This is a genomic window from Rhizobium sp. M1, assembly GCF_002531805.1.
In the GTDB taxonomy this organism is placed as follows: Bacteria; Pseudomonadota; Alphaproteobacteria; order Rhizobiales; family Rhizobiaceae; genus Rhizobium; species Rhizobium etli_C.
Map to the genome: position 1 here is coordinate 44,487 of NZ_NWSW01000020.1, position 23,268 is coordinate 67,754.

Here is a 23,268-nt window from a genome sequence, read left to right on the forward strand (position 1 = left end):
GCCGCAATCGCGCCTTAGCTCTGTCCTCCTCACCGCCGGAGGATTTTCATGGATCTCAGTCTTACCCGCCGCATGCTGATAGGCTCGGCTTTGTGCCTGCCTGCGCTCACGCTTCCCGTCAGCGCCGAGGAGCAGAGCGAAGAGGGCGACGACAATGTCGAGCGCCGCCTGGCCGAGCTGGAAAAACGCACCGGCGGGCGCCTCGGCGTCTCGGTGCTCGACACCCAGACCAGCATCTCCTTCGGCTATCGCGGCAGCGAAGCCTTTCCGATGTGCAGCACTTTCAAGGCGCTGGCCGCCGGCTTCGTGCTGGCCCGCGTCGACAAGGGCGACGAGAGCCTCGATCGGCGGGTGACCTACGGCAAGGACAAGCTTGTCGACTATTCGCCGATCAGCGAAAAACACGCCGGCGCCGACGGCATGACGATCGCCGAACTCTGCGATGCGGCGGTGACGGTCAGCGACAATACCGCCGGCAACCTGCTGCTCGAAAGCTTCGGCGGGCCTGCGGGGCTGACCGATTGGCTGCGCTCGATCGGCGACGGCACGACGCGTCTCGACCGCACCGAACCGACGCTGAACGAGGGCCGGAAGGGCGATCCGCGCGACACGACGACCCCGGCTGCGATGCTCGACACGCTCGGCAATCTGACCCTCGGCTCGGTGCTGACGGAAGCCTCCTGCAACAGGCTGATCGCCTGGCTGGTCGCCAGCACGACCGGCAAGGAGCGGCTGAGGGCCGGCCTGCCGGCCGATTGGAAGGTCGGCGACAAGACCGGCACCGGCCCGAACGGCTCCCTCGGCGACATCGCCGTCATCTGGCCCCCGGACCGCGGCCCGATCGTCGCTGCAGTCTATATCGCCGAGGCGACCGTGCCGGCGAAGGAGCTCAATCCGGTCTTTGCCGAGGTTGGGCGGATGATTGTGGAGATGGTGTGAGTGGTGAAGATGCGACAGCTGCCCGGTGTGCAAGTGAAAACCCCTCCCCACAAGGGGGAGGGACTAACCCGGAGCACCGCCTCGCCCTTCCCGAAACGTCAGATACCTGGAAAGCGGGTGCGGCAAGTTAAGCCCCTCCCCCTTGTGGGGAGGGGTTGGGGAGGGGTTTTCCTTCCGCAACGAGGGCGCAACCTCCCCATCACGGCAGCGTATAGGCAATCACATAATCGCCCGGCTTGGTGCCGACCGAGCCGTGGCCGCCGGCGACCATGACGACATATTGTTTGTTGTCTCCAGTCGTATAGGTCATCGGCGTCGCCTGGCCGCCGGCCGGAAGCCGTGCCCGCCAGAGTTCCCGGCCGCTCGTCACGTCATAGGCGCGCAGGTAGTTGTCGACTGCGGCCCCGAGGAAGGCGACGCCGCCCTTGGTCAGCATCGGCCCGCCGATGCCGGGCACGCCGACCTTGAAGGGCAGGGGCAGCGGCGTCATGTCGTGCACGGTGCCGTTCTTGTGCATATAGGCGATCTTGCCGGTGCGCAGGTCGACGCCGGCGACATAGCCCCATGGCGGCGCCTGGCAGGGGATCTGCAGCGGTCCGAGGAAGGGCCCCATGAACACGCCGTAGGGCGCCCCGTCATTGCGGTTGAGCCCCTGTTCGCTGCCCTTCTCGTCCTGGCCGCGCGGCGGAATGTCGGCGGCCGGCACCAGGCGTGAGGTGAAGGCGAGATAGGTCGGCATGCCGAACATGATCTGCCGCTCGGGATCGACCGCGACGCTGCCCCAGTTGAACGTGCCGAAATTGCCGGGATAGACGATCGTCCCTGCGAGCGAGGGCGGGGTGTAACGGCCCTCGTAGCGGTAGCGGTGGAAATCGATGCGGCAGACGAGCTGGTCGAACAGCGACACGCCCCACATGTCCTTTTCCTTCAGCGGCTCGGGCGAGAAGGTGAGGTCGGAGATCGGCTGCGTGGGCGAGGTATGATCGCCGGAGATCGCTCCATCAGGCGCCGGGATCTCCTTGATGGGGATGATCGGCTCGCCGCTGCGCCTATCGAGCACATAGAGGTCGCCCTGCTTGGTCGGGCCGACCAGGGCGGGAACGACGCTGCCGTCTTCTTTCGTCAGGTCGATCAGCGCCGGCTGGGCCGGCACGTCCATATCCCAGAGATCGTGATGGACGGTCTGGCGCACCCAGCGCAGCTGGCCGGTGGCGATATCGAGCGCGACGATCGAGGAGGAGAATTTCTCGACATTGTCGCTGCGGTTGATGCCGAGCTGATCGGGCACCTGATTGCCGAGCGGGATGTAGACCATGCCGAGCGCCTCGTCGACGCTGAAGACCGACCAGCTGTTCGGCGAATTGGTCGTGTAGGTCTGGCCGGCGGCGATTGGCGTCGTCACATCGGGATTGCCGGAATCCCAGTTCCACACCAGCGCGCCGGTCTTGATGTCGAAGGCGCGGATGACGCCGGACTGCGCCTCGGTCGAATAATTGTCGTTGACCGCCCCGCCGATGATGATCTTGCCGGCCACCGCGACCGGCGGCGAGGTGGAATAATAATAGCCGGCCGGGTTGAAGCGCATGCCGGTTTCGAGATGCAGCACGCCCTGATCGGCAAAGCCGGTGCAGACCTTGCCGTCCGCCGCGTCGAGCGCGATCAGCCGGGCATCGGAGGTCGGCAGGTAGACGCGCTCGGCGCAGGGCTGGCCGGCGGCGACATCGGGGTCGGCATAATAGGTGACGCCGCGGCAGGTCTGATGCTGCCGGTTGGGGTTCATGCCGGAATTGGAGTCATATTTCCATTTCTCCTTGCCGGTCTTGGCGTCGAGCGCGATCGCCCAGTTATGCGGCGTGCACAGATAGAGCGTGTCCTTCACCTTGAGCGGCGTCACCTGATAGGTCGTCTCGCTGATGTCGTCCGGCCGCTTGACGTCGCCGGTCTGGTATCGCCACGCCTCCTTGAGGGTGGAGACGTTGTCGACGGTGATCTGGTCGAGCGGTGAATAACGCTGGCCGAAGGGCGTGCGGCCGTACTGATGCCATTCTCCATCCGGCACGCTGCCGCCGAAAGCGGGGCTGGCGGCGACCTGATCTTTCGGCAGATCGCCGGCAAGATCGTGCGGATCAGTGGTCATCGAATAGAGGGCGACGAGGATGGCGAGAACGACCGGCACGGCAAGCGGCCAGGGATTGGCGCCATAGGTGATGCCGGTCGGGCTGCGAAAGCCGAGCGGCCGGCGGATCCAGGGCGTCAGCAGCCAGAGCCCGAGCAGGATGATCAGGCCGCCGCGCGGCCCGAGCTGCCACCAGTCGAAGCCGACCTCCCAGACCGCCCAGGCGAGTGCGGCGATGACGAGCGCCGCATAGACCCAGAGCGCCACCGCCTTGCGCATCAGAAGCAGCCCGGCGGTGATCAGGAACATCAGCCCGGCGAACAGATAGAAGACGCTGCCGCCGAGCGTGACGAGCCAGAGCCCGCCGCCGCCGAGCGCAAGGCCGATGATGATGAAGAGGATGGAGGTGAGGACGATCGCCATAAGGCTGTCTCCCGCTGAGGTTCGCCGGGTGAAGAAGGGCGGAAAAGCCCCGCCGATCAGCCAGATAGCGCGAGGGACATGCCTTTCAACGGCTGCATTTGCCGCAGGCGGATGTCACGGTACGGTTGTATTGGAGCCGCTCACGTCCCGCAGAAGGTCGCAAGCACCCGCTCATGCGGCTTCGGCGGCTCGCTATAGCCGGCAAGATCCGGCTGGTCGTTATAGGGCCTGGCGAGCACCGTCAGCAGCGCCTCGAACAGCGAGAAATCGCCGTTTTCGACCGCCGCCTCGATCGCCTGTTCGACGCGGTGATTGCGCGGAATGAAGGCCGGATTGACGCCGCGCATGGCGGTGGCGCGCTCGCTGGCTGTCTGCGGATCGCGCGACAACCGCTCGCGCCATCGCGTGAGCCAGGGACGGCCGGCCTCCGCCTCGCGGAAACTTGCGGCAAAGGCGGGCTCTGCCGCCTCGTCGCCGGCAAGGCCCGACAGTCGGCGGAAGGTCAGGGTGAAATCGGCGCCCTGCGCCTGCATCAGCGATAGCAGCGCCTGCACCAGATCGAGATCACCTTCCTCTTCGCCGGCAAGGCCGATCTTTTTCCGCATACCGGCCAGCCAATGCGCCTGGAACCGCTCGCCGTAAGCCCGGATCACCACATTCGCCTTATCGACTGCGCCGTCGAGCTCGGCGTCGATCAGCGGCAGCAGCGTTTCGCCGAGCCGCGCGAGGTTCCATTGGCCGATGGCCGGCTGGTTGGCATAGGCATAACGGCCGTGCTGGTCGATCGACGAGAAGACGGTCGCCGGATCATAGGCATCCATGAAGGCGCAGGGGCCGAAATCGATCGTCTCGCCGGAGATCGTCATATTGTCGGTGTTCATCACGCCATGGATGAAGCCGACATGCAGCCAGCGGGCGATTAGCGCCGCCTGGCGCTCGGAGACTGACTCGAACAGCGCGAGATAGGGATTGTCGGCTTCTTTCAGCGCGGGATAATGCCGGTCGATGACATAATCGGCAAGCGCCCGCACACCGTCTGTGTCGCCGCGCGCGGCAAAAAACTGGAAGGTGCCGACCCTGATGTGGCTGGCCGCGACCCGGGTGAAGACGGCGCCCGGCAGCACCTCTTCCCGGTAGACCGGCTCGCCCGTCGTCACCGCCGCCAGCGCCCGTGTCGCCGGAATGCCGAGCGCAAACATCGCCTCGCTGATGAGATATTCGCGCAGCACCGGCCCGAGGGCTGCCCGCCCGTCGCCGCGCCGCGAGAAAGGCGTCGGCCCGGCGCCCTTCAGCTGGATATCGAAACGCCTGCCGCTGCGGTCGATCACCTCGCCGAGCAGGATCGCCCGGCCGTCGCCGAGCTGCGGCGAGAAGCCGCCGAACTGGTGGCCGGCATAGGCCATCGCCAGCGGTTGTGCCCCTTCGGGAACGAGATTGCCGGAAAAGATCGCCGCGCCGTCGCGCCGCAGCGCCTCGACGTCGAGCCCGAGCTCGGCGGCCAGCGGCTCGTTGAGCTTGATCAGCCAGGGCTCCGCCACCGCGGTCGGCATCTGCGCCGCAAAGAAGCGCTGCGGCAGGCCGGCATAGCTGTTGTCGAAGGCGAAGGCCGCACCGGGCCGGTTTTTCTCGAGGGCGGAGGTCATAATCGATAGGTAGGGCCGGGCGGCCCGTGGCGCAAGCTCTTCACGAAGCATGAGGCCGATGCAAGCAAACGTGATCTGCTTTACCCGCTCGTCAAAGCTGCTGTGCCATAAAGGACATAGCGCCGCCATGATTGCAGGCGTATAGCAGATCGTCTCCCCTTGGCATTACGCCATGTCATCCCCCGCGGCCTTGCTGCCTCCTGTGCTCCGCCGCGCCACCGCGAGTGATCCCGGACGATGTCGGATCAGATTTACCAGGCGCCGATGGTTCGGCGCGCCGCGCCCAATTTCCGGGTGATCGCGATGATCGTCGCGAGTGCGATGCTGATGGAAAATATCGATGCGACCGTGCTGGCGACGGCGCTGCCGACCATGGCGCGCGATTTCGCCGTCAGCGCCCCGGCCATGTCGATCGCGCTCACTTCCTATCTCCTCAGCCTGGCGATCTTCATTCCGGCCAGCGGCCGCATGGCCGACAGTTTCGGCTCCCGCACCGTCTTCCGCGCGGCAATCGCCGTCTTCGTGATCGGCTCCATCCTTTGTGCGCTGGCGCCGACGCTGTCGTTCCTGGTGCTGGCGCGACTGCTGCAGGGCCTCGGCGGCGCGATGATGATGCCGGTCGGGCGCCTGGTGCTGATGCGCAGCGTCGCCCGCAAGGATATGGTCAGCGCCATGTCCTGGCTGCTGGTACCGGCGCTGATCGGCCCGATCGTCGGCCCGCCGCTCGGCGGCTTCTTCGTCACCTATCTCGACTGGCGCTGGATCTTCTACATCAACGTGCCGATCGGCATCATCGGCATGATCTTCGTCTCGATCTATATCGACGAGGTGAAGGGCAAGGCGAGCGGCCCGTTCGATACGATCGGCTTCGTGCTCTCCGGCCTCTCGCTCGGCTCGCTGCTTTTCGGCTTCGAAATGTCGAGCCACGAAGGCGAGGGCGCCTTCTCGCTCTTCCTGATCGCCGTCGGCCTCATCTTCGGCATCGCCTATCTCAGGCATGCCCGCAGGCATCCGTCGCCGATCATGGATTTTTCGCTGATGAAGGTGCCGAGCTTCGGCACCTCGGTCATATCAGGTTCGTTGACGCGCATCACCCAGGGCGCACAGCCCTTCCTGCTGCCGCTGCTCTTCCAGATCGGCTTCGGCCTGTCGGCCGCCGCCGCCGGCCAGATCGTCATTGCCACCGCACTTGGCGCGCTCGCCATGAAGCCGATGGCGAAGTTCGTCTTCAGCCGGCTCGGTTTCCGCCGCAGCCTTGTCCTCAACGGCATCCTCGGCACGGTCGGCTACGGCCTCTGCGCCGCCTTCCGGCCGGATTGGCCGATGCCGCTCATCTTCATCGTGCTGATACTCAGCGCCTTCTTCCTGTCGTTCCAGTTCACCGCCTACAACACCATCGCCTATGACGAGATCGACAGGGAGCGGATGAGCTCGGCCACCAGCTTCTACACCACCTTCCAGCAGCTGATGCTGTCGCTCGGCATCTGCATCGGCGCCTTGGCGCTGCACGGTTCCATGGCCTTCAACGACGTCGAAACGCCGACGCTCGGCGATTTCTCCACCGCCTTCATCGTCGTCACGCTCATCTCGATCACCGCCACCGTCTGGAACCTGCGCTTCTCGCCGACGGCCGGCGAAGAGATCAGCGGCTATAAGGCGAAGCGGACGAAAGGCGCCGTCGGGGACTGACGCCTTCAGCCTTCTTGACGCCGATCGGCAATGAACTGGTCTCGCTGGCACGGCACGCCGTAGCCGGATACAGGCCCCCCTGCCGCTGTCATGCCACCTGCGGCAGGCATGCCTCGCAGATCGCCGCGACGTGGCGGTGGTCGGTGCCGCAGCAGCCGCCGAGCACGCGCACCGCAGGCATGCGGCCGATGAGCTTGCGGTAGCGGCGGCCGAGATCTTCGGGATCGCCCGCATCCAGCGTCTCGCTATTGTCCAGCTGCTCGTGGCTCATGGTCGAGGCGTTGGCACGGATGCCGGAAATGCGTTTCACCCAGGCGCTGTCGGGATCGAGCGCGCCTTCGAAATGCGAGGGATGGGCGCAGTTGATCATGTAATAGGCCGGCGCCCCGCCGGTCGCCGCATCCGTCGTCTCGATGGCCTCCTGAAGGCTGCGGCCCGTCACCAGCCGGCCATCCGTCTCTAGCGTGAAGGAGATGGCGCAGGGCATGCCGAGCGACTGTGCGGCCCGCGCCACGCCGATCGCCTCGTCAATATTGGTCAGCGTGAAGGCGGTCACCATATCGGCCTCGGTGCCGGCGAAAGCCGCGATCTGGAAGGTGTGGTAGTCTTCCGCCTCGGCCGCATCCATGCTGCCCGCCTTGTAGCCGTCGCCGCGCGGGCCGATCGCGCCGCTGATGACGATCGGCTGCTCCGGCCGCTCATAGGCGCTGCGTAAGCCAACGAGCAGGTCGACGGCTTCCTCGTTGGCCGCCTTCAGGGCTTCAGCGGTATAACCGAGCTTCTGCCCCCAGTCCGGATTGGCCCGCCATGTCGCGGTGTCGAGCACGAAGCCGGTGCCGTGCCGCCGGGCGATATCGAGATAACGGCGATAGTAATTCCATATTCGCTGCCGCCCGTCTTCGGAAGCCAGCAATATGAAAGCGGCGAAATGCGGAAGCGCGATGCCTTCCTGGAAGATCATCGTCGTTTCCATGCCGCCATCGGTAATGAAGGTGCCGCCTGTGAGTTGCGGCAGACCGTTTCTGTACTTAGCCATTGTTGAAGCCTCTCCCTCGCAGCACCCGAAACGGCTGCCGTCGATGAATGATGTTCTGGCGCTTAATCGGCTGCCAAACTAGGCGACTTGCGGTATACTGCCGGCGGTTTTGGTTTTTGCCGGTTGATATCAATCGCTTGGCGTAACCGAAGCTGCCGGGGACGCAGGCAGGTTCTGAACGTGCGGCGATCAAAACTGTACCGCCGGTACAGGAGGGGATATGCGAAAGGGCGAGGAAACCAGGACCCGCATCCTCGATGTGGCCGAAGCGGCTGTCCTGCAGAAGGGTTTCGGCGGCACCTCCATCGAGGAGCTGATCGCCGAGACGGGCATCACCAAGAGCGGCTTCTTCTATCATTTCAGGGACAAGAACGAGCTCGCCAAGGCGCTGCTCAACCGCTACATCGAAAATGACGAGCGCATCTACGACGAGATCTTCAGCCGTGCGCGCGATCTGACCGACGATCCGCTGCAATCCTTCCTGCTTGGCCTCAAGCTGCTGTCCGAACTGCTCTCCGATCTGCCGAACGGCCATCCCGGCTGCCTTGTGGCGACCGTGTGCTATTACGAGCGGCTGTTCGACCGGGAGATACAGGAGACCAACCGCAATGCGGTGCTTGCCTGGCGGCGCCGTTTCAGCCGCATGCTCCGCGACATCATGGAGATCTATCCGCCGCGCGAGCCCGTCAATGTCGACCAGCTCGCCGACATGGTGTCCTCCGTCCTGGAAGGCGGCATCGTTCTGTCGAAGACGCTGAAAGAGCCGAACACGCTGGCCGAACAGGTGCTGATGCTCCGCACCTTCGTGAAGATGCTCTTCCTGCCGGTGGCGGAAATGCCGAGGGCCTAGCTGCCTTCAGCCTTCCATCGCCGCAGCCATATCGGCAAGCTTGCGCACGGTGTTGAGATTGCGCGAGGTTCCCGGCTTCAGCGCCGGCAGCTTCAGTTTCGAGCGGCCGGAACCATTGGGATAATGCACATAGATTTCCCGGGTCGCGAGTTTTGCCTCCTCGCCGTCGGGCGCCACCATCTTCTCCAGCGCATCGGCGGGCGGCTTTTCGGGGAGGAAATAGACCAGCAGGAAGTTCGGCTTGGCGTCGGGGAAGGGGGCGTTGGCGGCGATCGCCTCGAGCTCCTTGCGGCTGCGCACCATTACGCCCGGCCGCTTGCCCATCTTCTTGCCGAGCGCCGCGTCGAGCTTTTCCTCGACGGCCGTTTCGGATTCATCCGAGCGGAAGAGTACATTGCCGCTCTGGATGTAGGTCTTCACATCCTTGAAGCCGAGCTCTTCGCAGATTGCCTTGAGTTCAGCCATCGGCAGGGCGCCGGTGCCGCCGACGTTTACGGCGCGGAGGAGGGCGATGTGGATGGGCATTTCGGTGTCTCCCTAGGCCTGTTGTGCCGCGGTCGCCCCCCTCTGCCCTGCCGGGCCCGGGGCGAGCCGCGGGCCCGGCAGGGCAGAGGGGGGCTGACACGGCACCCCCCTAAAGATTTCACATCTTCCCCGCCACCTTGATCGCAAACGCATACTCAAACGCAATCTCCTCCAGCCGCTGGAAGCGTCCGGAGGCGCCGCCGTGGCCGGCGTCCATGTTGGTCTTGAGCAGGATCGGCGCCGCGCCGGTCGTCTCCTCACGCAGCTTCGCCACCCATTTGGCCGGCTCCCAATAGGTGACGCGCGGGTCGGTCAGGCCGCCGAGCGCCAGGATCGGCGGGTAGGCTTTGGCGCCGACATTGTCATAGGGCGAATAGGCGGCGATCTGCTCGTATTCTTCCTTGCTGTCGATCGGGTTGCCCCATTCCGGCCATTCCGGCGGCGTCAGCGGCAGCGTATCGTCGAGCATGGTGTTGAGCACGTCGACGAAGGGAACGGCGGCGATGATGCCGGAAAATTTCTCCGGCGCCATGTTGGCGACGGCGCCCATCAGCATGCCGCCGGCCGAGCCGCCCTCGGCTATGATCTTCGCGTAAGAGGTGAACTTCTGTTGATTCAGATAGTCGGCCGCAGCGATGAAGTCTTTGAAGCTGTTGGTCTTCTTATCCATCTTGCCGTCTTCGTACCAGGCAAAGCCCTTGTCCTTGCCGCCGCGGATATGGGCGATGGCATAGACGAAGCCGCGGTCGGCGAGGGACAGGCAATTGGTGTTGAAGCCGGCCGGAATGGTGATGCCGTAGGCGCCGTAGCCGTAGAGCAGGCAGGGGGCCGTGCCGTCGAGCGGCGTGTCCTTGCGATAGAGCAGGGTGACCGGCACCGTCTCGCCGTCCCATGCCGGGGCGAAGACGCGGCGGGTGACGTAGTCGTCGGGATTGTGGCCCGACGGCACCTCCTGCGTCTTCAACAGCGTGCGCTCGCGCGTCACCATGTTGTAATCATAGAGCTGCGACGGCGTCGTCATCGAGGAATAGGAGAAGCGGATGACATCCGTGTCGTATTCCGCAGCACCCGAAAGCCCCAGCGAATAGGCTTCCTCGGCAAAGGCGATCGCATGTTCCTCGCCGGTCGCCCGATCGCGGATCATGATCTGCGGCAGCCCGTCCTTGCGCTCCAGCCACAGCAGATGGCGGGCATAGGCCATGTGGCTGATAACAAGCGTGCCGGGCTTATGCGGCACGACCTCGCGCCAGTTTTCCTTGCCCGGTCTATCAACCGGCGCTTCCATGATCTTGAAATCCTTGGCGCCGCCGTCATTCGTCAGGATGTAGAAGATGTCGCCGCCCTCGGTCAGCGAATATTCGATGCCTTCCTCGCGCGCCGCCACCAGCTTCGGCTCGGCCGTGAGATCCTTGGTCGACAGCAGCCGGTATTCACTGGTCTCGTGGTCGTGGATGTCGATATAGATGAAGTCATCAAGCAGCGAGCCGCCGACGCCCATGAAGAAGCCGGCATCGGCTTCCTCGTAGACCAGCCGGTCTTCCGACTGCGGCCGGCCGACAATATGGTGGAACACCTTCGAGGGCCGGTGGTTCTCGTCGAGCGCCGAATAGAAGAAGCTCTTGCCATCAGGTGCCCAGACGCCGCCGCCACCGGTATTCTCGATCACATCGTCGAGATCCTGGCCGGTCGAGAGGTCGCGCACCTTCAGCGTGAAGAACTCCGAGCCCTTGTCGTCATAGCCCCAGATGCCGCGGCCGTGGTCGGTGGAATGGTCGAGGCCGGCGAGGCGGAAATAGGCCTTGCCTGATGCTTCCTTGTCGCCGTCGAGCAGCACCGTGCGGATCGTCTCGTCGGCGACGCTGCCATTGCGAGGAATGCGAAAATAGCGCGGCTGTTCGCCGCCGGTCACGTAGGACGTGCCGTAGGCATAGGCGCCGTCTTTGACCGGCACCGAGCTGTCGTCTTCCTTGATGCGGCCGCGCATTTCGGAAAACAGCGCCTTCTGCAGCGGCTTGGTGTCCTCCATCGCCGCATTCATATAGGCGTTCTCGGCTTCGAGATGCCGGCGGATCTCGGGATCGAGGATCGAGGGATCCTTGAACATCGCCTGCCAGTTGTCGGCGCGCAGCCAGGCATAATCGTCCGTGCGGGTAATGCCGTGGCGCGTATCGGAGACGGGCTTCTTCGGTGCGGCGGGCGGTGTCGGCAGGTTCTTGAAAACGGACAAGGAATTGGCTCCGGTGGGAATGTCGGGTTGGCAAGAGATAGAGGCGCACCGGTTCCGGATCAAGCGCCAAGGGGCGAGGTGACCTTCCACAGGCATGGCGGCGGCTCGGTCCGCCCTGCCTTGATGTCACCACAATATTTAAGAATGTCCGCTATCGCAGATCGAAATTTACACGTGCCAAGCCCGCGGCAAGCTGCCGGTGGCAGGGTGAAGACTGGACAACAGCAAGGGATTTTCTTCAATGCCGAAACACCTGCTCCTGTTTGTATCCCTCGTCGGCCTTGCTGCCCCCGCCTTTGCCGTCGATCCCGCCATCAAGAAGCAGCTGGAAAAACTCGATCCCTCGACCCGTCTGGAGCAGAGCTGTGACACCGAGGCGATGAGCCGCATCAACCAGGACAGCACCGGCTTCAAGCCCGACAAGGTGATCGCCTACACCTTCAAGGACCCGATTCCCGGCGACAATTCGCTGCAGGCGCCGGGCGCGGTCTTCCGCAGCAAGGGCGACTGGTACCATCTCTCCTACACCTGCATCACCGGTCCGCAGCATATCAACGTGCGCCAGCTCGATTACCAGATCGGCGACAAGGTGCCCCGCGAGAAGTGGGAAAAATATTATCTCTACGATTGATCGCCTGTCCCGTTGGCTGCGCTGACCGGCCGCATGGCGGTGGACCAATGCCGTCGCTAAATTCGACCGATCGAAGCGTAGAAGTCCTTCCGTGAACCGCATCTTGCTTGCTTCGGCGTTTCTTCTGGCCGGCCTCTCCACGCTGTGCGCGGCCGAAACGCCGCCGCTGTCGGCCGCCGCCCCGGTCGTGAAGAGCCCGGCGGTCAAGCTCGTCGAGCCGCATCTGCATATCGCCCGCTCCAATATATCAGGCCATGCCCGCATTGCGCTGACCTTCGATGCCTGCATGGGCCAGGCGGATGAGCGCATCCTGTCGACCCTGGTGCGCGAGCGCATTCCGGCGACGATCTTCGTCACCGCCCGCTGGCTGAAGCGCAACCCCGCCGCGCTCGCCGTCTTCCTGCAGAACCCCGACCTGTTCGAACTCGAAAATCATGGCGAGAACCACATTCCGGCCGTCGACACGCCGACGCTGGTCTATGGCATAGCCTCCGCCGGCTCGCCGCAGGCCGTCCGACAGGAAGTCGAAGGCGGCGCTGCCGCCATGCTCGCCTCCGGCATTCCCGCACCGCACTGGTTCCGCGGCTCGACCGCCAAATATGACCTTTCCGCCATCGGCGAAATCCGCGCCCTCGGCTATCGCATCGCCGGCTATTCGGTGAACGGCGACGGCGGCTCGCTGCTCGGCGCCACAATCACCGAAAAGCGCATCGCCTCGGCCAAAGACGGCGATGTCGTCATCTCCCACATCAACCAGCCGACCCATGCGGCCGGCGAGGGGGTGGCGAAGGCGCTGGTCGATCTGAAGATGAAGGGCACGGAGTTTGTTCGGCTGCAGGATGTCGAGGATATGGGCGACGATCAGACGACGGAGTAGTTCCGCAGGGGCTGACACGGCACGACAGTCAATGCGAAGGCTACCTCAGCTCACTCCCAACCCGCAGCCCATCTTCCCCAAACCGCCGCAGCCCCGGTCCATCCCGATCGAGCGCGAAATCCTCGAACCAGTCGCGATGCATGCCGGCAATCATCGCGCCGATCATCTGGGCGGCGAGGTAGGAAAAGGTGATGCCGTTGCCGCCGTAACCATAGGCGGCAAGCACATGCGGCATGCCGGGCACCGGCCCGATCAGCGGCAGGCCGTCGGCCGTTTCGCCGAAGGTTCCGCCCCAGGCATGGGCGATGCGGGTATCGGCTCTCGGCCAGAGCCGCTTCATCTTCTCCTGGATGGCGCGAATCTTGGACGGCAGCTGGCGATTCCGCACCGCGGGGTCGGTCGTGCCATCGTCCTCGCCGCCGGCGACGATGCGGTTGTCGGCGGTCGTGCGCATGTAGAGATAGGGGTGGCTGTCCTCCCAGATCAACGCCCTGTCGCGCCAGAACGTCGCGGGATCCTGCGGCACGGTGGCGAATGCCCAGCTCGAGCTTGTCCGGTGCAGCTTCGGCATGTCGAGGCCCGGCATCGAATAGCCGGTCGCCAGCACCACATGCCGCGCTTCGATGACATGGGGGCCGTCGGTCTCGACCGTCACGTGGTCGCCTTCGCTGTGCAGCGCGCTCACCGAAGCGCTGACCAGCTGCGCGCCGTGCCGCATGGCCATCGCGATCAGCGCCCAGGTCAAGAGCAGCGGATCGGCCTCCGCCGAGCCCGGCGAATAGATCGCCCCATCCCGATCGAGCTCGAACTGGGTGAAGAGATCGGGATGTTCGAGATAGACGCCGGGAAGGCCGGCCCGGCGCCGCAGCTGGCGCTCTTCCAGCAGGTCGCGGGCGCCTTCCTGGTTGGCGGCGAGATAAAGCGTGTTGCGCGGCCGGAAGCCGCAGGCGATCGCGTTGGCGGCGATCAGCTTGGCAAGGCCTGCGACGGCAGCGGCGCTGCGGCGATAGATGCCGGCGGCGCGCTCGAAGCCGTACCAGGTCTCCAGCTCGCTGAGCGTGCTGTCGATCTCCCATTGCAGCATTGCGGTGCTGGCGGCGGTACTGCCGAAACCCGGCTCCTCCCGGTCGATGATGACAACGGAGAAGCCGCGCGCCGCAAGGTGCTCTGCGACCAGCGCGCCGGTGATGCCGCCGCCGATCACCGCGACATCGGCGGAAAAGCTCTCACTGATCGCTTGCCATGCGGGCCGTATGCCGGTTCGTCCCCAGAGCGAACGGCCGCTGACCATCTGCTCATGGTCGGCTTCGTCGAGATCGAGATCGAGATCGGATGCCACGGATGTCTCCTCGCTTGATCACTTCGGCAATTGCGGCTGCGGTCTTTCTTCGATCAGCAATTCCTCGATAACCGTCATCACGATCAGCGACAGCGGCAGCGCCAGCATCGCGCCGACCGCGCCCCACATCCAGGTCCAGAACAGGATGGCCAGGAAGACGATGAAGGGGTTGATTTCCAGCCGCCGTCCCATCACCGCCGGGAAGATCAGGTTCTCCATCACGAGGTGCACGGTGAAAAAGGCGGCGGCCGGCATCAGGCCGACGATGAAGCCGTCATAGGTGATGATGCCGGCGATGGCGACGGACAGCGTCATCAGCGTGATGCCGAGATAGGGAATGAAGCTCGACAGGAAGGCGAAGAAGCCCCACAGCACCGGTGCCGACAATCCGCTCGCATAGGCGATGACCGTCATGACGACGCCGAGCCCGACATAGATCAGCGAGGCGGTGGCGAAATAGAAGCCGAGCACCTGCTCGACGGCATTGATGACGCGGATCGCCGCCAGCCGCTGCGGGCGGGTGCGGAAGGTCATGATGATCGTCTTGCGCAGATTGACCCGGCTGGCGAGGAAGAGCAGCAGTGCGGCGAAGAAGATCAGCCCCTGCACCAGCGCCGGCGTCAGGCTCGTGGTCACCAGATGCAGGACGTTGCCGGTGTTTTCGAGCAGCGCGCCGATCGACATCGGCCCGCTTTCGAATGTCGCCGGCGTGATGTGCAGCCATTCGATGCGCTCGAGGTAGGGCATGATGCGGTTGATCGTCCGCTCGACGAAGGCCGGCGCTTCGTTGGCAAGCATCGTCAGCGGACCGACAAGCGAATTGGCCAGCAGAGCGATCACCAGGGCGACGCCGCTCGACAGAAGGAAAGCGTTGGCGAGCCGCGGCACGCCCATCTTGCCGAGCTTTTCGGCGGCGAGGCCGAGGATCATGCCGACGACGACGGCAAGGGTGATGGGAATGAGGATCAGCGACATCATGTAGACGGCGGCAAGGCCGAGTATGGCGAAGATGCCGATGATCGCCCACGCCATGCTGATATCAAGCCCGTCCTTTTCAAGCCGATGCACCGGCGGGGAAGGCAATTCCTCCGCCGTCTCCCGCAATGATTTCGCCCAGGCGCTGGTATGGCGTTCGCCGATAGCGATTTTCCTTGCTTGTTTGCGGATGCCGTTGGCGATGCCCATGCGGTGAGGTCCCCGAAGCCCCATTGCTTCGCCACGAAAACGCGCTGATGCGGTTCCGGTTCCGCTGGAGGTCATGCGACGTCGAAAGATGGCCCCTCGGCTTGCCGCAGGGGCGATCGGCAGAAGCCCTCCGCCCTCATCGACGAGCGCGTGGTTTTGATCCGGCCGCCGGAACAACCTCCCAGTCGCGGACGTTCGATCTCTGAAGGAGATAGCTCATGACTGCAGATCGCGATCAGACCAAGGTCACCGAGAGCTTTTCGACCAATCCCCCTTATGCGGACGAGACGAAGCTCAAAGCCGCCGATCGCAGGCGGTGGTGGGGTTGGACCGTCCTCGTGGCGGGTGCGGCGGTCCTCATCATTGCGGGCGTAAGCGTGGCGATCTGGCCCGACCCCACCAATAACGATCCGACGGCGACAGCATCGACGAGGCCGGATCCGATCAATGCGCAGCCGGCCGGGCCCGGAACCTTCAACGATGACCCGGCCTCCGGCCCTTCACGGCCGCCCGAAGAGACGGACCGCGACCCGACGCCGAGCGGAAGCGGTAGCGGTCCGACCGGGGTGACGACGCCATCCGGAACCGAAAAGGTTCAATAGATGGAGTTCAGGCCGCCGATGTAGATCAGGCCGAGAGTGTCAGGCCGATGCCCCAGGGATCCCTGAGGAAGACGCCGCCATCGCGCTTCTCGCTGTCGATCTCCAGCCCGTCGAGCTTCGAGACCGCCGCATCGAGAGTCGCCTTGTCGTTGAAACGGATCTTGTAGTCCGAAAGCCCGGTCATATTGTCGGCGCGCGGGGCCGCGCCCCGGCTGTTCCAGATATTGGCGGCGAGATGGTGATGATAGCCGCCGGTGGCAAAGAAGCTTGCGCCGGGATAACGGGCCATCAGCGTGAGGCCGAGCACGTCGCGGTAGAAGGCGTCGGCCTGCGGGATATCGCCGACCTGCAGATGCAGATGGCCGATCGCCGCACCCTCAGCCATGCCGTCCCAGCGATCCTCGGGCGCGCTGTCGTAAAGCGCCTGCAGGTCGAGGCGCAGCGTCGCCATCTCCACCATGCCGTCCTGATGGAACTTCCATCCTTCGTGCGCCCGGTCGGCATAGATTTCGATGCCGTTTCCTTCCGGGTCGGAAAGATAGATCGCCTCGCTGACGAGATGGTCGGAAGCACCGTCGAGCACGACATTGTTATGCGCCGCATGGCGCAGCCAGCGCGCCAGTTCGGTGCGGTCGGGCATCAGGAAGGCGGTGTGGAACAGCCCGGCGGCGTTGCGCGGCGCGATGGCGGCATTCCCGGCGGTCGTCAGCGTCAGCAGCGGCAGAGCGCCGACCCCGAGAACTTCGCCGCTTGGCGTCTTTTCGATGACTTTCAGACCGAGCATCGACTGATAGAAGCCGGACACAAGACCGAGGTCTTTAACGACGAGATGCGATTGGTCGATATAGGCAGGCCGCGTCAGCGCATAGGATGTTTCGGTCGTCATGGATAATTCTCCTGCCTGTGAAATCGAAGGCGCACCGGCGGTGGCGGCAACCATGCCGCCCGTGGCAAGCTCGAGAAACTGTCGCCGGTTCATGTGCCTGATATCCTCTCGGCTGCCGTACTTGATTCCTATATGGCCCATCGCCATTGTTCACAGAAGCCTCGTTTTGAGGATGAAGCGTTGAGCAAGCGTTGACAATCGCTTGCGCTGATTTGTTTCGCTGACGTGTCCCGCCGACTTGATCACGATCAATACGTCCATATCTTCTTAAGAAGAAGCTTATGCATCTCAGTCATGGAGGGAAGCCATGTACAGGAAGATCATCGTGGCGATTGCGCTCGGCGGCCTCGGCAGGGGAGAAGATATCCTCCGCAAGGCCGGATCGCTGCTCGACGAGGGCGGCGAGATCATCGCGCTCAACGTCGTCGAGGATGTGCCGACCTATGTCGCGATCGAACTGCCGGCCAATATGCTGGAGGACGCCATGAAGGACGGCCGCGACAGGCTGCAGGCGCTGGTCACCGCAACCGGAGTCGCGGCAGCCGTCGAAATCCGCAACGGCCCGCCGGCCAAGGCCATCATTGCGGCCGCCGAAAGCCATCGCGCCGACCTCATCATCCTCGCCTCGCATGTGCCGGATTTTTCCAACTACTTCATCGGCGCCACGGCCGACCGTGTCGTGCGCCATGCCAAGTGCTCAGTGCTGGTCGAACGGCACAAGATCTGAGCGCGCGTTTTCCCTTTTCTCCGCTGGCCGATCTTAAAGCGCGGCAGGCGCCGCGTGACCTGTCACGAAGATTTACCGCGCCCGCGATGTGCCGCTGTTGCGCCGCCATCCGTTCGGTGCGACCATCGAGGCCGGGGACGAAATGGATTGGCGCGCATGGCTGAGTTCAACGGCATTCGCTGGGCTTACGACAGGTATGAACTGATCGCCGATGGCATCGTCCACGGCGTCGGCCTCGTGTTGGCGCTGATCGGCGCCACGGTGCTGATCTTCTACGCCACCGTCTGGAGCTCCTACGGCGCGCTCGCCGCCGCCTGGATCTATGGCGTCGGACTGGTGCTGACGCTTGCGATTTCCTTTTCCTACAATGTGTGGCCGGTCTCGCGCACCAAATGGTTCCTGCGCCGCTTCGATCATTCGGCGATCTTCGTCCTGATCGCCGCCACCTATACGCCGTTCCTCGAACGCGGCGCCGACGATCCGCTGCTCTTGTTCATGCTGGTGGCGATCTGGCTGTTCGCCGCCGTCGGCGTCGTCCTGAAATGCGTCTTTCCCGGCCGTTACGACCGTCTCGCCATCCTGCTTTACCTCGCCATGGGCTGGAGCGGCGTGCTGGTGGCCGGGCCTGTCGCCGCGCGCATCCCCTCCGCCTCGATGCTGCTGATCGTCATCGGCGGCGTCCTCTATTCGCTCGGCGTCATCTTTCATGTCTGGGAGAAGCTGCGCTTCCAGAACGCCATCTGGCACGGTTTCGTCGTCACCGCCGCCGCCGTGCACTATTCGGCCGTCTTCACCTGTTTCAGCCTGCCGGTGCAGGGTTTCTGAGCGGCGGCCTCAGCGCAGCCATCCCGCAAGCGGCGTCTCCACCATCTGCCGTTTACATCCTTTGCACCGCGGCGTATGCCACCCCCGACAGCCAATCGAACCGGACCAACCATGACAGACGCCGTCCTCCTTCGCGACGCCACCGAAGCCGATCTTCCCGCCATCCGCGAGATCTACAATCATGCCGTCGAGCACACGACGGCGATCTGGAACGAGACGCTCGTCGATCTCGAAAACCGGCGGGAATGGTTGAACGCGCGCAAGGGGCGCGGCTTTCCCGTCATCGTCGCCGAGATGTCGGGCAAGGTCGCAGGCTACGCCTCCTATGGCGACTGGCGCGCCTTCGAGGGCTACCGCCATACGGTCGAACATTCCGTCTATGTCGACAAGGATTGCCGCGGCGCCGGTATCGGCGAGGCCTTGATGCGGGCGCTGATCGCGCGCGCCGCTGCCGCCGATATCCACGTGATGATCGCCGGCATCGAGGCTGAGAACGCCGCCTCGATCCGGCTGCACGAGAAGCTCGGCTTCCGCATCGCCGGCAGATTTTCCGAGGTCGGCACCAAGTTCGGCCGCTGGCTGGATCTCACCTGCATGGAGCTTCGTCTGCCCGGCAAGCCGGATTGACCGGCATGCCTGGGCACGGATGAGCGCTTCGGACGGAGTGAAACGGCAAATCATTGCCAGCGCGCTCGCCATCTTTTTATTGTATTCTGAGCTGTGTAGAAATGAGAGGCCGCCTGCTTCGCGAGAGGCGGCGTGAAGCGTCATGGAGATCAACAGTTCAATGGTAATGCATAGATCGCCGCTCGGCCTCCTTGCCTTGCTTCTTCTCGCCTCCGCTCCGATCTCCACGCGTGCCGCCGATTGCGGCAGCACGGCCTCACCGAAGCTCGACTGGCAGGAATGCTCGAAGAAGAACCTGATGCTGCAGGGCAGTGATCTCGAAGGCGCCAATCTCTTCAGCACTGATTTCTCGCTGACCGATCTCAGTGGCGGGAATTTCAAATCCGCCAATCTGGAGAAGGCGACTTTGGTGCGCGCCTCGCTCGAGGGTTCACATGCCGAAGGGGCCAACTTCGCCAAGGTCGAGGCCTATCGCGCCAGCTTCGCCAATATTGCCGCCGAAGGCGCGTCCTTTGCCGGCGCCGAGCTGCAGCGCGCCAATTTCGGCGGCGCCCGGCTCTCCGGTGCGAGCTTCGAAAAGGCCGAACTCGGCCGCGCCGATTTCGACAAGGCGGTGCTGACGGGGGTTAAATTCTCCTTCGCCAATCTCTCCCGCGCCGATCTCTCCAACGCCACCTTCGAAGGCCCGGCAACATTCGAGCGCGCCTTCATGTTCCTGACCCGCATCGAAGGTCTCGACCTGTCGGCCGCCGCCGGGCTCGAACAGACGCAGATCGACCTCGCCTGCGGCGACGCCTCGACCAAGCTCCCCTCCGGCCTCTCTACGCCGGCAACCTGGCCATGCCCGGCCGAGCACGAGTAGCCGGGCGAAACCTTGCGCCTATGGCAACTACGCCCGGCTGGTTTAGGGATGTCGGGTATCGGAACGAGCGGCGAGTTTCTAATCCTGTTCGTCTTCATCCGACCTTAGCAGATCGACAAGCGCAGCAACCCTGCCTGTCGGCAGATGCCGGCCTTCACCCATCAACGCTTCGTCGTTGTTGGCCCATGCAAATGCCTCGGCAAGTTCGGCCTGCGTCGCACCTGTTGCGATGACCTCGGCCACTAGCATTTTGTCGGCGGGCCCCAGGACGGCGACGACATCGTCTGAAGTCATTGTCATAGCCATTGCTCCTCGCTCAAGCTTCGCCCAGATATGGTGGCGTGCTCGAAAAAATCAATTTTTTTCGTTGGGCGGTTCTGTCCTCTTGAAACGTTAAGCTACTGAATTATATCAGCATTGTTGGCCGCCGAATAGCGGCCGACGCCAGGTCCAGGAGACGCCGGTCGCTCTGGGCGTCTCCTTGTATCCATGTTGCTTGTAAGGAGGATATGGCTATGAGGACAAACCTCGATTTCTCTCCCCTGTTCCGGTCGAGCATCGGCTTCGAGCGGATGTTGAACGCGCTCGAGGCTGCAAGCCGTGCCGAAACAGTCGACAACTGGCCGCCTTACGACATCGTCAAAGCCGGCGAGGATGATTACCGCATCGCTATGGCGGTAGCGGGCTTCTCGCGGGACGAGCTGGCGATCACTCAAGAGCAGAACATGCTCATTGTCGCAGGGCAGAAAACCAACGGCGAAGATGTTCAATACCTGCATCGCGGCATTGCCGCACGGTTCCAGCGTCGGTTCGAACTTGCCGATCACGTGAAGGTCGTGGATGCCGGCCTCGTCGACGGTCTGCTGACCATCGCTCTCAAACGCGAAATTCCTGAAGAGATGAAGCCACGCCAGATCGGAATCGAAACGGGTCAGGCAATGCCGAAGGCGCGGCCGAAGGAGATCGAGGCCGGGAAGCACGCGGCTTAAGCTTCGCCGGCCGCAGGCAAACATGGCGCCGGGAATGGCCTGGCGCCAAACGAAGAGCTTGCCCAGGAACCACCAGAAAGGAGTAAAACCATGAGTGTCCGTGATTTGATTCCCTGGGGTCGCAACAACGGCAACCAGGGTCCGAGTCTCCTTCGCGACGACGACCGCGATCCCTTCCTGTCGCTCCATCGCGAGGTCAATCGGCTGTTCGACGATGTTTTCCGCGGCTTCGGCTCCGGGCTGCCGTCACTGCGTGGCGTCAGCGGGTTCGGTGCCGGCTGGCCGAGTGTCGAAATCTCCGATACCGACAAGGAAATCAAGGTGACGGCCGAAGTACCCGGCCTTGAGGAAAAGGACATCGAAGTCCTGCTCAATGACGGCGTTCTGACGCTAAAAGGTGAAAAGCGTTCGGAGACTGAAGACAAGGAGAAGCAGTTCTCGGAGCGCTACTACGGCCGCTTCGAGCGGCGCATCCCGCTCGGCACCGAGGTCAAGGAAGACCAGGTCGAGGCCACCTTCAAGAACGGCATCCTGACCGTCCGCTTGCCTAAGACCGAAAAGGCTCAGTCACAGGTCAAGCGCATCGCCATCAGGAGCTGATCCAAACAAGTATGGCGGCCGCCACCCGGCCGCCTCCGATCGATCTTGGCTTGCGGACCCGCTTGGCTGAACTTTGCGACGGCGGGTCCGACGAGGTCAACGAGCCCTTTGTCTCTTGCGAGGCAATTCCCCGACGGGCGCTCACGTAGGTGCGGCCCCTTGTTCCGCTGCTGCGGCGAAGCCGTGACGGCCGGTCTGCTGTGCCAGGAGATCATGTTTCTCTGCGAACGCGACGAACAGTCCACGAGCAGTTTCCGCGTCGATTTCGCCACGGAGGGCGGCAGCACAGGCCTTCAGCGCAACCGAATGGGCCGCGTCTCGGGATATGGCCGGCCATTCGTCAAGATGCCGGTATGCCTCCATGACCGTTCGGAGCTCCGCAGGAAATCCAAGGCCAACAAAAATAGTGACAGGCTGTTTGAACACATCGGGTCTCATCATTCTCTCCTTTCCTACCGCGATGTTGGACGAGCAATCTGCGTCAAGCGCCTCCGAGCTGCGATCTGCGACGAGGCTTTGCGGCCTCCAAACCGGGCGCTCGGCTGGCGCCAGATTAGTTGGTTTTTGACGATTTCCGATTCAATAGGACGAAGGAAAATTTGGTCCGTTCTGCGAGCTGGAGCGACGCCACCTCAATCCTCTCTGTCAAGGGCGCAACGACGGCGTCTGCAAACCTCGGTCCAGTCGCGCGTCGCCTCAAGCTGACGATGTACTTCCCTTGCTTGCCATACGAAGGATCGGTGCGGCCTATTTCCCCGGCTCGAACACCATGGCGTGGCCGTTGATGCAGTAGCGCAGGCCGGTCGGTGGCGGGCCGTCGGGGAAGACGTGGCCGAGATGGGCGTCGCAGCTGCCGCAGCGGATTTCGGTGCGCACCATGCCGTAGGTCGTGTCGCGATGTTCGGTCACCGCATCGGGCGACACGGCTTCGAAATAGCTCGGCCAGCCGCAGCCGGCATCGAATTTCGTGTCGGAGCGGAAGAGCGGCGCGTTGCAGCCGACGCAGCGGTAAAGCCCTGTCTCGAAGGAATCCCAGTAGGGGCCGGTGAAGGCGCGCTCGGTGCCGTGCTGGCGGGTGATGCGGTATTGCTCCGGCGTCAGCTGCTCTTTCCATTCGGCATCGGTTTTATGGATCTTGGCGGTGGTTGCAGTTTCGGACATGACGTGCTCCTTTCGCCGAGGCGCGGCTCCTTCTTGCGAGAAAATGTGGTGCGCCGTCCTTGCTTCATCAAGCCTCCGGCGCCTTGCCGCCACAATCGCGGCATACGGCAATTCAGGGAAGACGCTTGCTTTTACATCTATTAAGGGTTTTCCGTTAGGGTTAATGTTACGTGCATTGAGGAAACATTGGTGTTTGAAGCGGCAATCGTCCTGCTCTACGGTCTCGTGACCGCGGCCGCCATAGCGGTCACGATGCTGGAAGGCTGGGCCAATCGTGACGGCTTGACGCTCCATCGTCTCGCCGGCCTTATCGCGTGCCTGCTGTGGCCGCTGACGCTTGTGCTCTTCATCCTGCACGGCTGCGTCCTCCGGCTGCTGACACGTCTTTCCCGCTCCGCCGCCTGACCGCTTCGAACTTTCCGCGCGGCATTGGCCGGCGACCGAAAACGCTTGAGACGCCCTCCCGTTTCGCCTAAGTCAGAAGACGAGCCGATTTGCGTCGGCGTTCC

The 23,268-nt window shown here is 63.6% G+C and carries 23 protein-coding genes and 1 pseudogene; 13 read left to right on the plus strand and 11 right to left on the minus strand.

Annotated elements, in window-relative coordinates:
* Positions 1-48: 48 nt before the first annotated feature.
* Positions 49-939, plus strand: a complete 891-nt coding sequence (gene bla / locus CO655_RS20260; RefSeq protein ID WP_097666186.1) for a class A beta-lactamase — start codon at positions 49-51, stop codon at positions 937-939.
* 199 nt (positions 940-1,138) lie between these two features.
* Here bla and CO655_RS20265 read toward each other — a convergent pair whose 3' ends face one another.
* Both CO655_RS20265 and CO655_RS20270 read right to left on the minus strand, forming a co-directional pair.
* Positions 1,139-3,478, minus strand: a complete 2,340-nt coding sequence (locus tag CO655_RS20265; protein ID WP_097666188.1) for a glucose/quinate/shikimate family membrane-bound PQQ-dependent dehydrogenase — start codon at positions 3,476-3,478, stop codon at positions 1,139-1,141.
* A 140-nt stretch (positions 3,479-3,618) separates the two neighbouring features.
* The gene (locus CO655_RS20270) at positions 3,619-5,121 is read right to left on the minus strand and encodes a protein adenylyltransferase SelO (RefSeq protein ID WP_097666283.1); all 1,503 of its coding nucleotides are present in this window, start codon (positions 5,119-5,121) and stop codon (positions 3,619-3,621) included.
* Between the two features lie 237 nt (positions 5,122-5,358).
* Between CO655_RS20270 and CO655_RS20275 the strand changes: the two genes are divergently transcribed.
* Entirely contained in the window at positions 5,359-6,810 is a 1,452-nt protein-coding gene (locus CO655_RS20275) for an MFS transporter (protein WP_097666190.1), read from the plus strand.
* A gap of 88 nt (positions 6,811-6,898) precedes the next feature.
* Here the strand turns inward: CO655_RS20275 and CO655_RS20280 are convergent, their stop codons facing one another.
* A complete protein-coding gene (locus tag CO655_RS20280; RefSeq protein WP_097666192.1) occupies positions 6,899-7,846 on the minus strand; it encodes a homocysteine S-methyltransferase family protein in 948 nt (315 codons plus the stop codon).
* Positions 7,847-8,066: 220 nt separating this feature from the next.
* Here CO655_RS20280 and CO655_RS20285 point away from each other — a divergent pair, with 220 nt between their 5' ends.
* Positions 8,067-8,696 (plus strand): TetR/AcrR family transcriptional regulator, encoded by a 630-nt coding sequence (locus CO655_RS20285; protein WP_097608488.1) that lies wholly within the window; start codon positions 8,067-8,069, stop codon positions 8,694-8,696.
* A gap of 6 nt (positions 8,697-8,702) precedes the next feature.
* Here the strand turns inward: CO655_RS20285 and CO655_RS20290 are convergent, their stop codons facing one another.
* A complete protein-coding gene (locus CO655_RS20290) occupies positions 8,703-9,221 on the minus strand; it encodes a DUF1697 domain-containing protein (protein ID WP_097666194.1) in 519 nt (172 codons plus the stop codon).
* Between the two features lie 118 nt (positions 9,222-9,339).
* Positions 9,340-11,448 carry a S9 family peptidase gene (locus CO655_RS20295; RefSeq protein ID WP_097608486.1) on the minus strand — a complete coding sequence of 703 codons (2,109 nt, stop codon included), beginning with the start codon at positions 11,446-11,448 and terminating at the stop codon, positions 9,340-9,342.
* Between the two features lie 241 nt (positions 11,449-11,689).
* On the opposite strand from CO655_RS20295, the gene CO655_RS20300 reads away from it, so the two are divergent.
* Together CO655_RS20300 and CO655_RS20305 are read left to right on the plus strand one after the other, a co-directional pair.
* Complete coding sequence (locus CO655_RS20300) at positions 11,690-12,079, plus strand: DUF930 domain-containing protein (protein WP_097608485.1); 390 nt, start codon at positions 11,690-11,692, stop codon at positions 12,077-12,079.
* A gap of 91 nt (positions 12,080-12,170) precedes the next feature.
* Complete coding sequence (locus CO655_RS20305; protein ID WP_097666196.1) at positions 12,171-12,956, plus strand: polysaccharide deacetylase family protein; 786 nt, start codon at positions 12,171-12,173, stop codon at positions 12,954-12,956.
* A 40-nt stretch (positions 12,957-12,996) separates the two neighbouring features.
* On the opposite strand, the gene CO655_RS20310 is transcribed toward CO655_RS20305, so the two are convergent.
* A complete protein-coding gene (locus tag CO655_RS20310; RefSeq protein WP_097666198.1) occupies positions 12,997-14,295 on the minus strand; it encodes an FAD-dependent oxidoreductase in 1,299 nt (432 codons plus the stop codon).
* Between the two features lie 18 nt (positions 14,296-14,313).
* The gene (locus CO655_RS20315) at positions 14,314-15,480 is read right to left on the minus strand and encodes an AI-2E family transporter (protein ID WP_097608482.1); all 1,167 of its coding nucleotides are present in this window, start codon (positions 15,478-15,480) and stop codon (positions 14,314-14,316) included.
* A gap of 218 nt (positions 15,481-15,698) precedes the next feature.
* On the opposite strand from CO655_RS20315, the gene CO655_RS20320 reads away from it, so the two are divergent.
* Positions 15,699-16,082 (plus strand): hypothetical protein, encoded by a 384-nt coding sequence (locus CO655_RS20320; protein ID WP_097666200.1) that lies wholly within the window; start codon positions 15,699-15,701, stop codon positions 16,080-16,082.
* A 25-nt stretch (positions 16,083-16,107) separates the two neighbouring features.
* Here CO655_RS20320 and CO655_RS20325 read toward each other — a convergent pair whose 3' ends face one another.
* On the minus strand, positions 16,108-16,968 hold the full coding sequence (locus tag CO655_RS20325; RefSeq protein WP_097608541.1) for a VOC family protein: 861 nt from the start codon (positions 16,966-16,968) through the stop codon (positions 16,108-16,110).
* Positions 16,969-17,275: 307 nt separating this feature from the next.
* Here CO655_RS20325 and CO655_RS20330 point away from each other — a divergent pair, with 307 nt between their 5' ends.
* The 4 genes from CO655_RS20330 to CO655_RS20345 all read left to right on the plus strand — a co-directional run bounded on the left by CO655_RS20330 (position 17,276) and on the right by CO655_RS20345 (position 20,009).
* Positions 17,276-17,695 (plus strand): universal stress protein, encoded by a 420-nt coding sequence (locus CO655_RS20330; RefSeq protein ID WP_097666202.1) that lies wholly within the window; start codon positions 17,276-17,278, stop codon positions 17,693-17,695.
* A 156-nt stretch (positions 17,696-17,851) separates the two neighbouring features.
* Positions 17,852-18,520 (plus strand): hemolysin III family protein, encoded by a 669-nt coding sequence (locus CO655_RS20335; RefSeq protein WP_097666204.1) that lies wholly within the window; start codon positions 17,852-17,854, stop codon positions 18,518-18,520.
* A 111-nt stretch (positions 18,521-18,631) separates the two neighbouring features.
* The gene (locus CO655_RS20340; RefSeq protein ID WP_097666206.1) at positions 18,632-19,147 is read left to right on the plus strand and encodes a GNAT family N-acetyltransferase; all 516 of its coding nucleotides are present in this window, start codon (positions 18,632-18,634) and stop codon (positions 19,145-19,147) included.
* Positions 19,148-19,307: 160 nt separating this feature from the next.
* Complete coding sequence (locus tag CO655_RS20345) at positions 19,308-20,009, plus strand: pentapeptide repeat-containing protein (protein ID WP_097608478.1); 702 nt, start codon at positions 19,308-19,310, stop codon at positions 20,007-20,009.
* A gap of 78 nt (positions 20,010-20,087) precedes the next feature.
* Here CO655_RS20345 and CO655_RS20350 read toward each other — a convergent pair whose 3' ends face one another.
* A complete protein-coding gene (locus tag CO655_RS20350) occupies positions 20,088-20,309 on the minus strand; it encodes a hypothetical protein (RefSeq protein WP_097608477.1) in 222 nt (73 codons plus the stop codon).
* A gap of 215 nt (positions 20,310-20,524) precedes the next feature.
* Here CO655_RS20350 and CO655_RS20355 point away from each other — a divergent pair, with 215 nt between their 5' ends.
* Together CO655_RS20355 and CO655_RS20360 are read left to right on the plus strand one after the other, a co-directional pair.
* Positions 20,525-20,998 carry an Hsp20 family protein gene (locus CO655_RS20355; protein ID WP_097666208.1) on the plus strand — a complete coding sequence of 158 codons (474 nt, stop codon included), beginning with the start codon at positions 20,525-20,527 and terminating at the stop codon, positions 20,996-20,998.
* A 90-nt stretch (positions 20,999-21,088) separates the two neighbouring features.
* Positions 21,089-21,598, plus strand: coding sequence for an Hsp20/alpha crystallin family protein (locus tag CO655_RS20360; protein WP_010030372.1), 510 nt, complete (start codon positions 21,089-21,091; stop codon positions 21,596-21,598).
* Positions 21,599-21,744: 146 nt separating this feature from the next.
* On the opposite strand, the pseudogene CO655_RS20365 reads toward CO655_RS20360, so the two are convergent.
* A pseudogene (locus CO655_RS20365) lies at positions 21,745-22,036 on the minus strand (DUF982 domain-containing protein); the annotation flags it as partial.
* Positions 22,037-22,345: 309 nt separating this feature from the next.
* Positions 22,346-22,759 (minus strand): peptide-methionine (R)-S-oxide reductase MsrB, encoded by a 414-nt coding sequence (gene msrB / locus CO655_RS20370; RefSeq protein WP_010030811.1) that lies wholly within the window; start codon positions 22,757-22,759, stop codon positions 22,346-22,348.
* A 189-nt stretch (positions 22,760-22,948) separates the two neighbouring features.
* Here msrB and CO655_RS20375 point away from each other — a divergent pair, with 189 nt between their 5' ends.
* Positions 22,949-23,164 carry a hypothetical protein gene (locus CO655_RS20375; RefSeq protein WP_097666285.1) on the plus strand — a complete coding sequence of 72 codons (216 nt, stop codon included), beginning with the start codon at positions 22,949-22,951 and terminating at the stop codon, positions 23,162-23,164.
* The last annotated feature ends 104 nt before the right edge of the window (positions 23,165-23,268 follow it).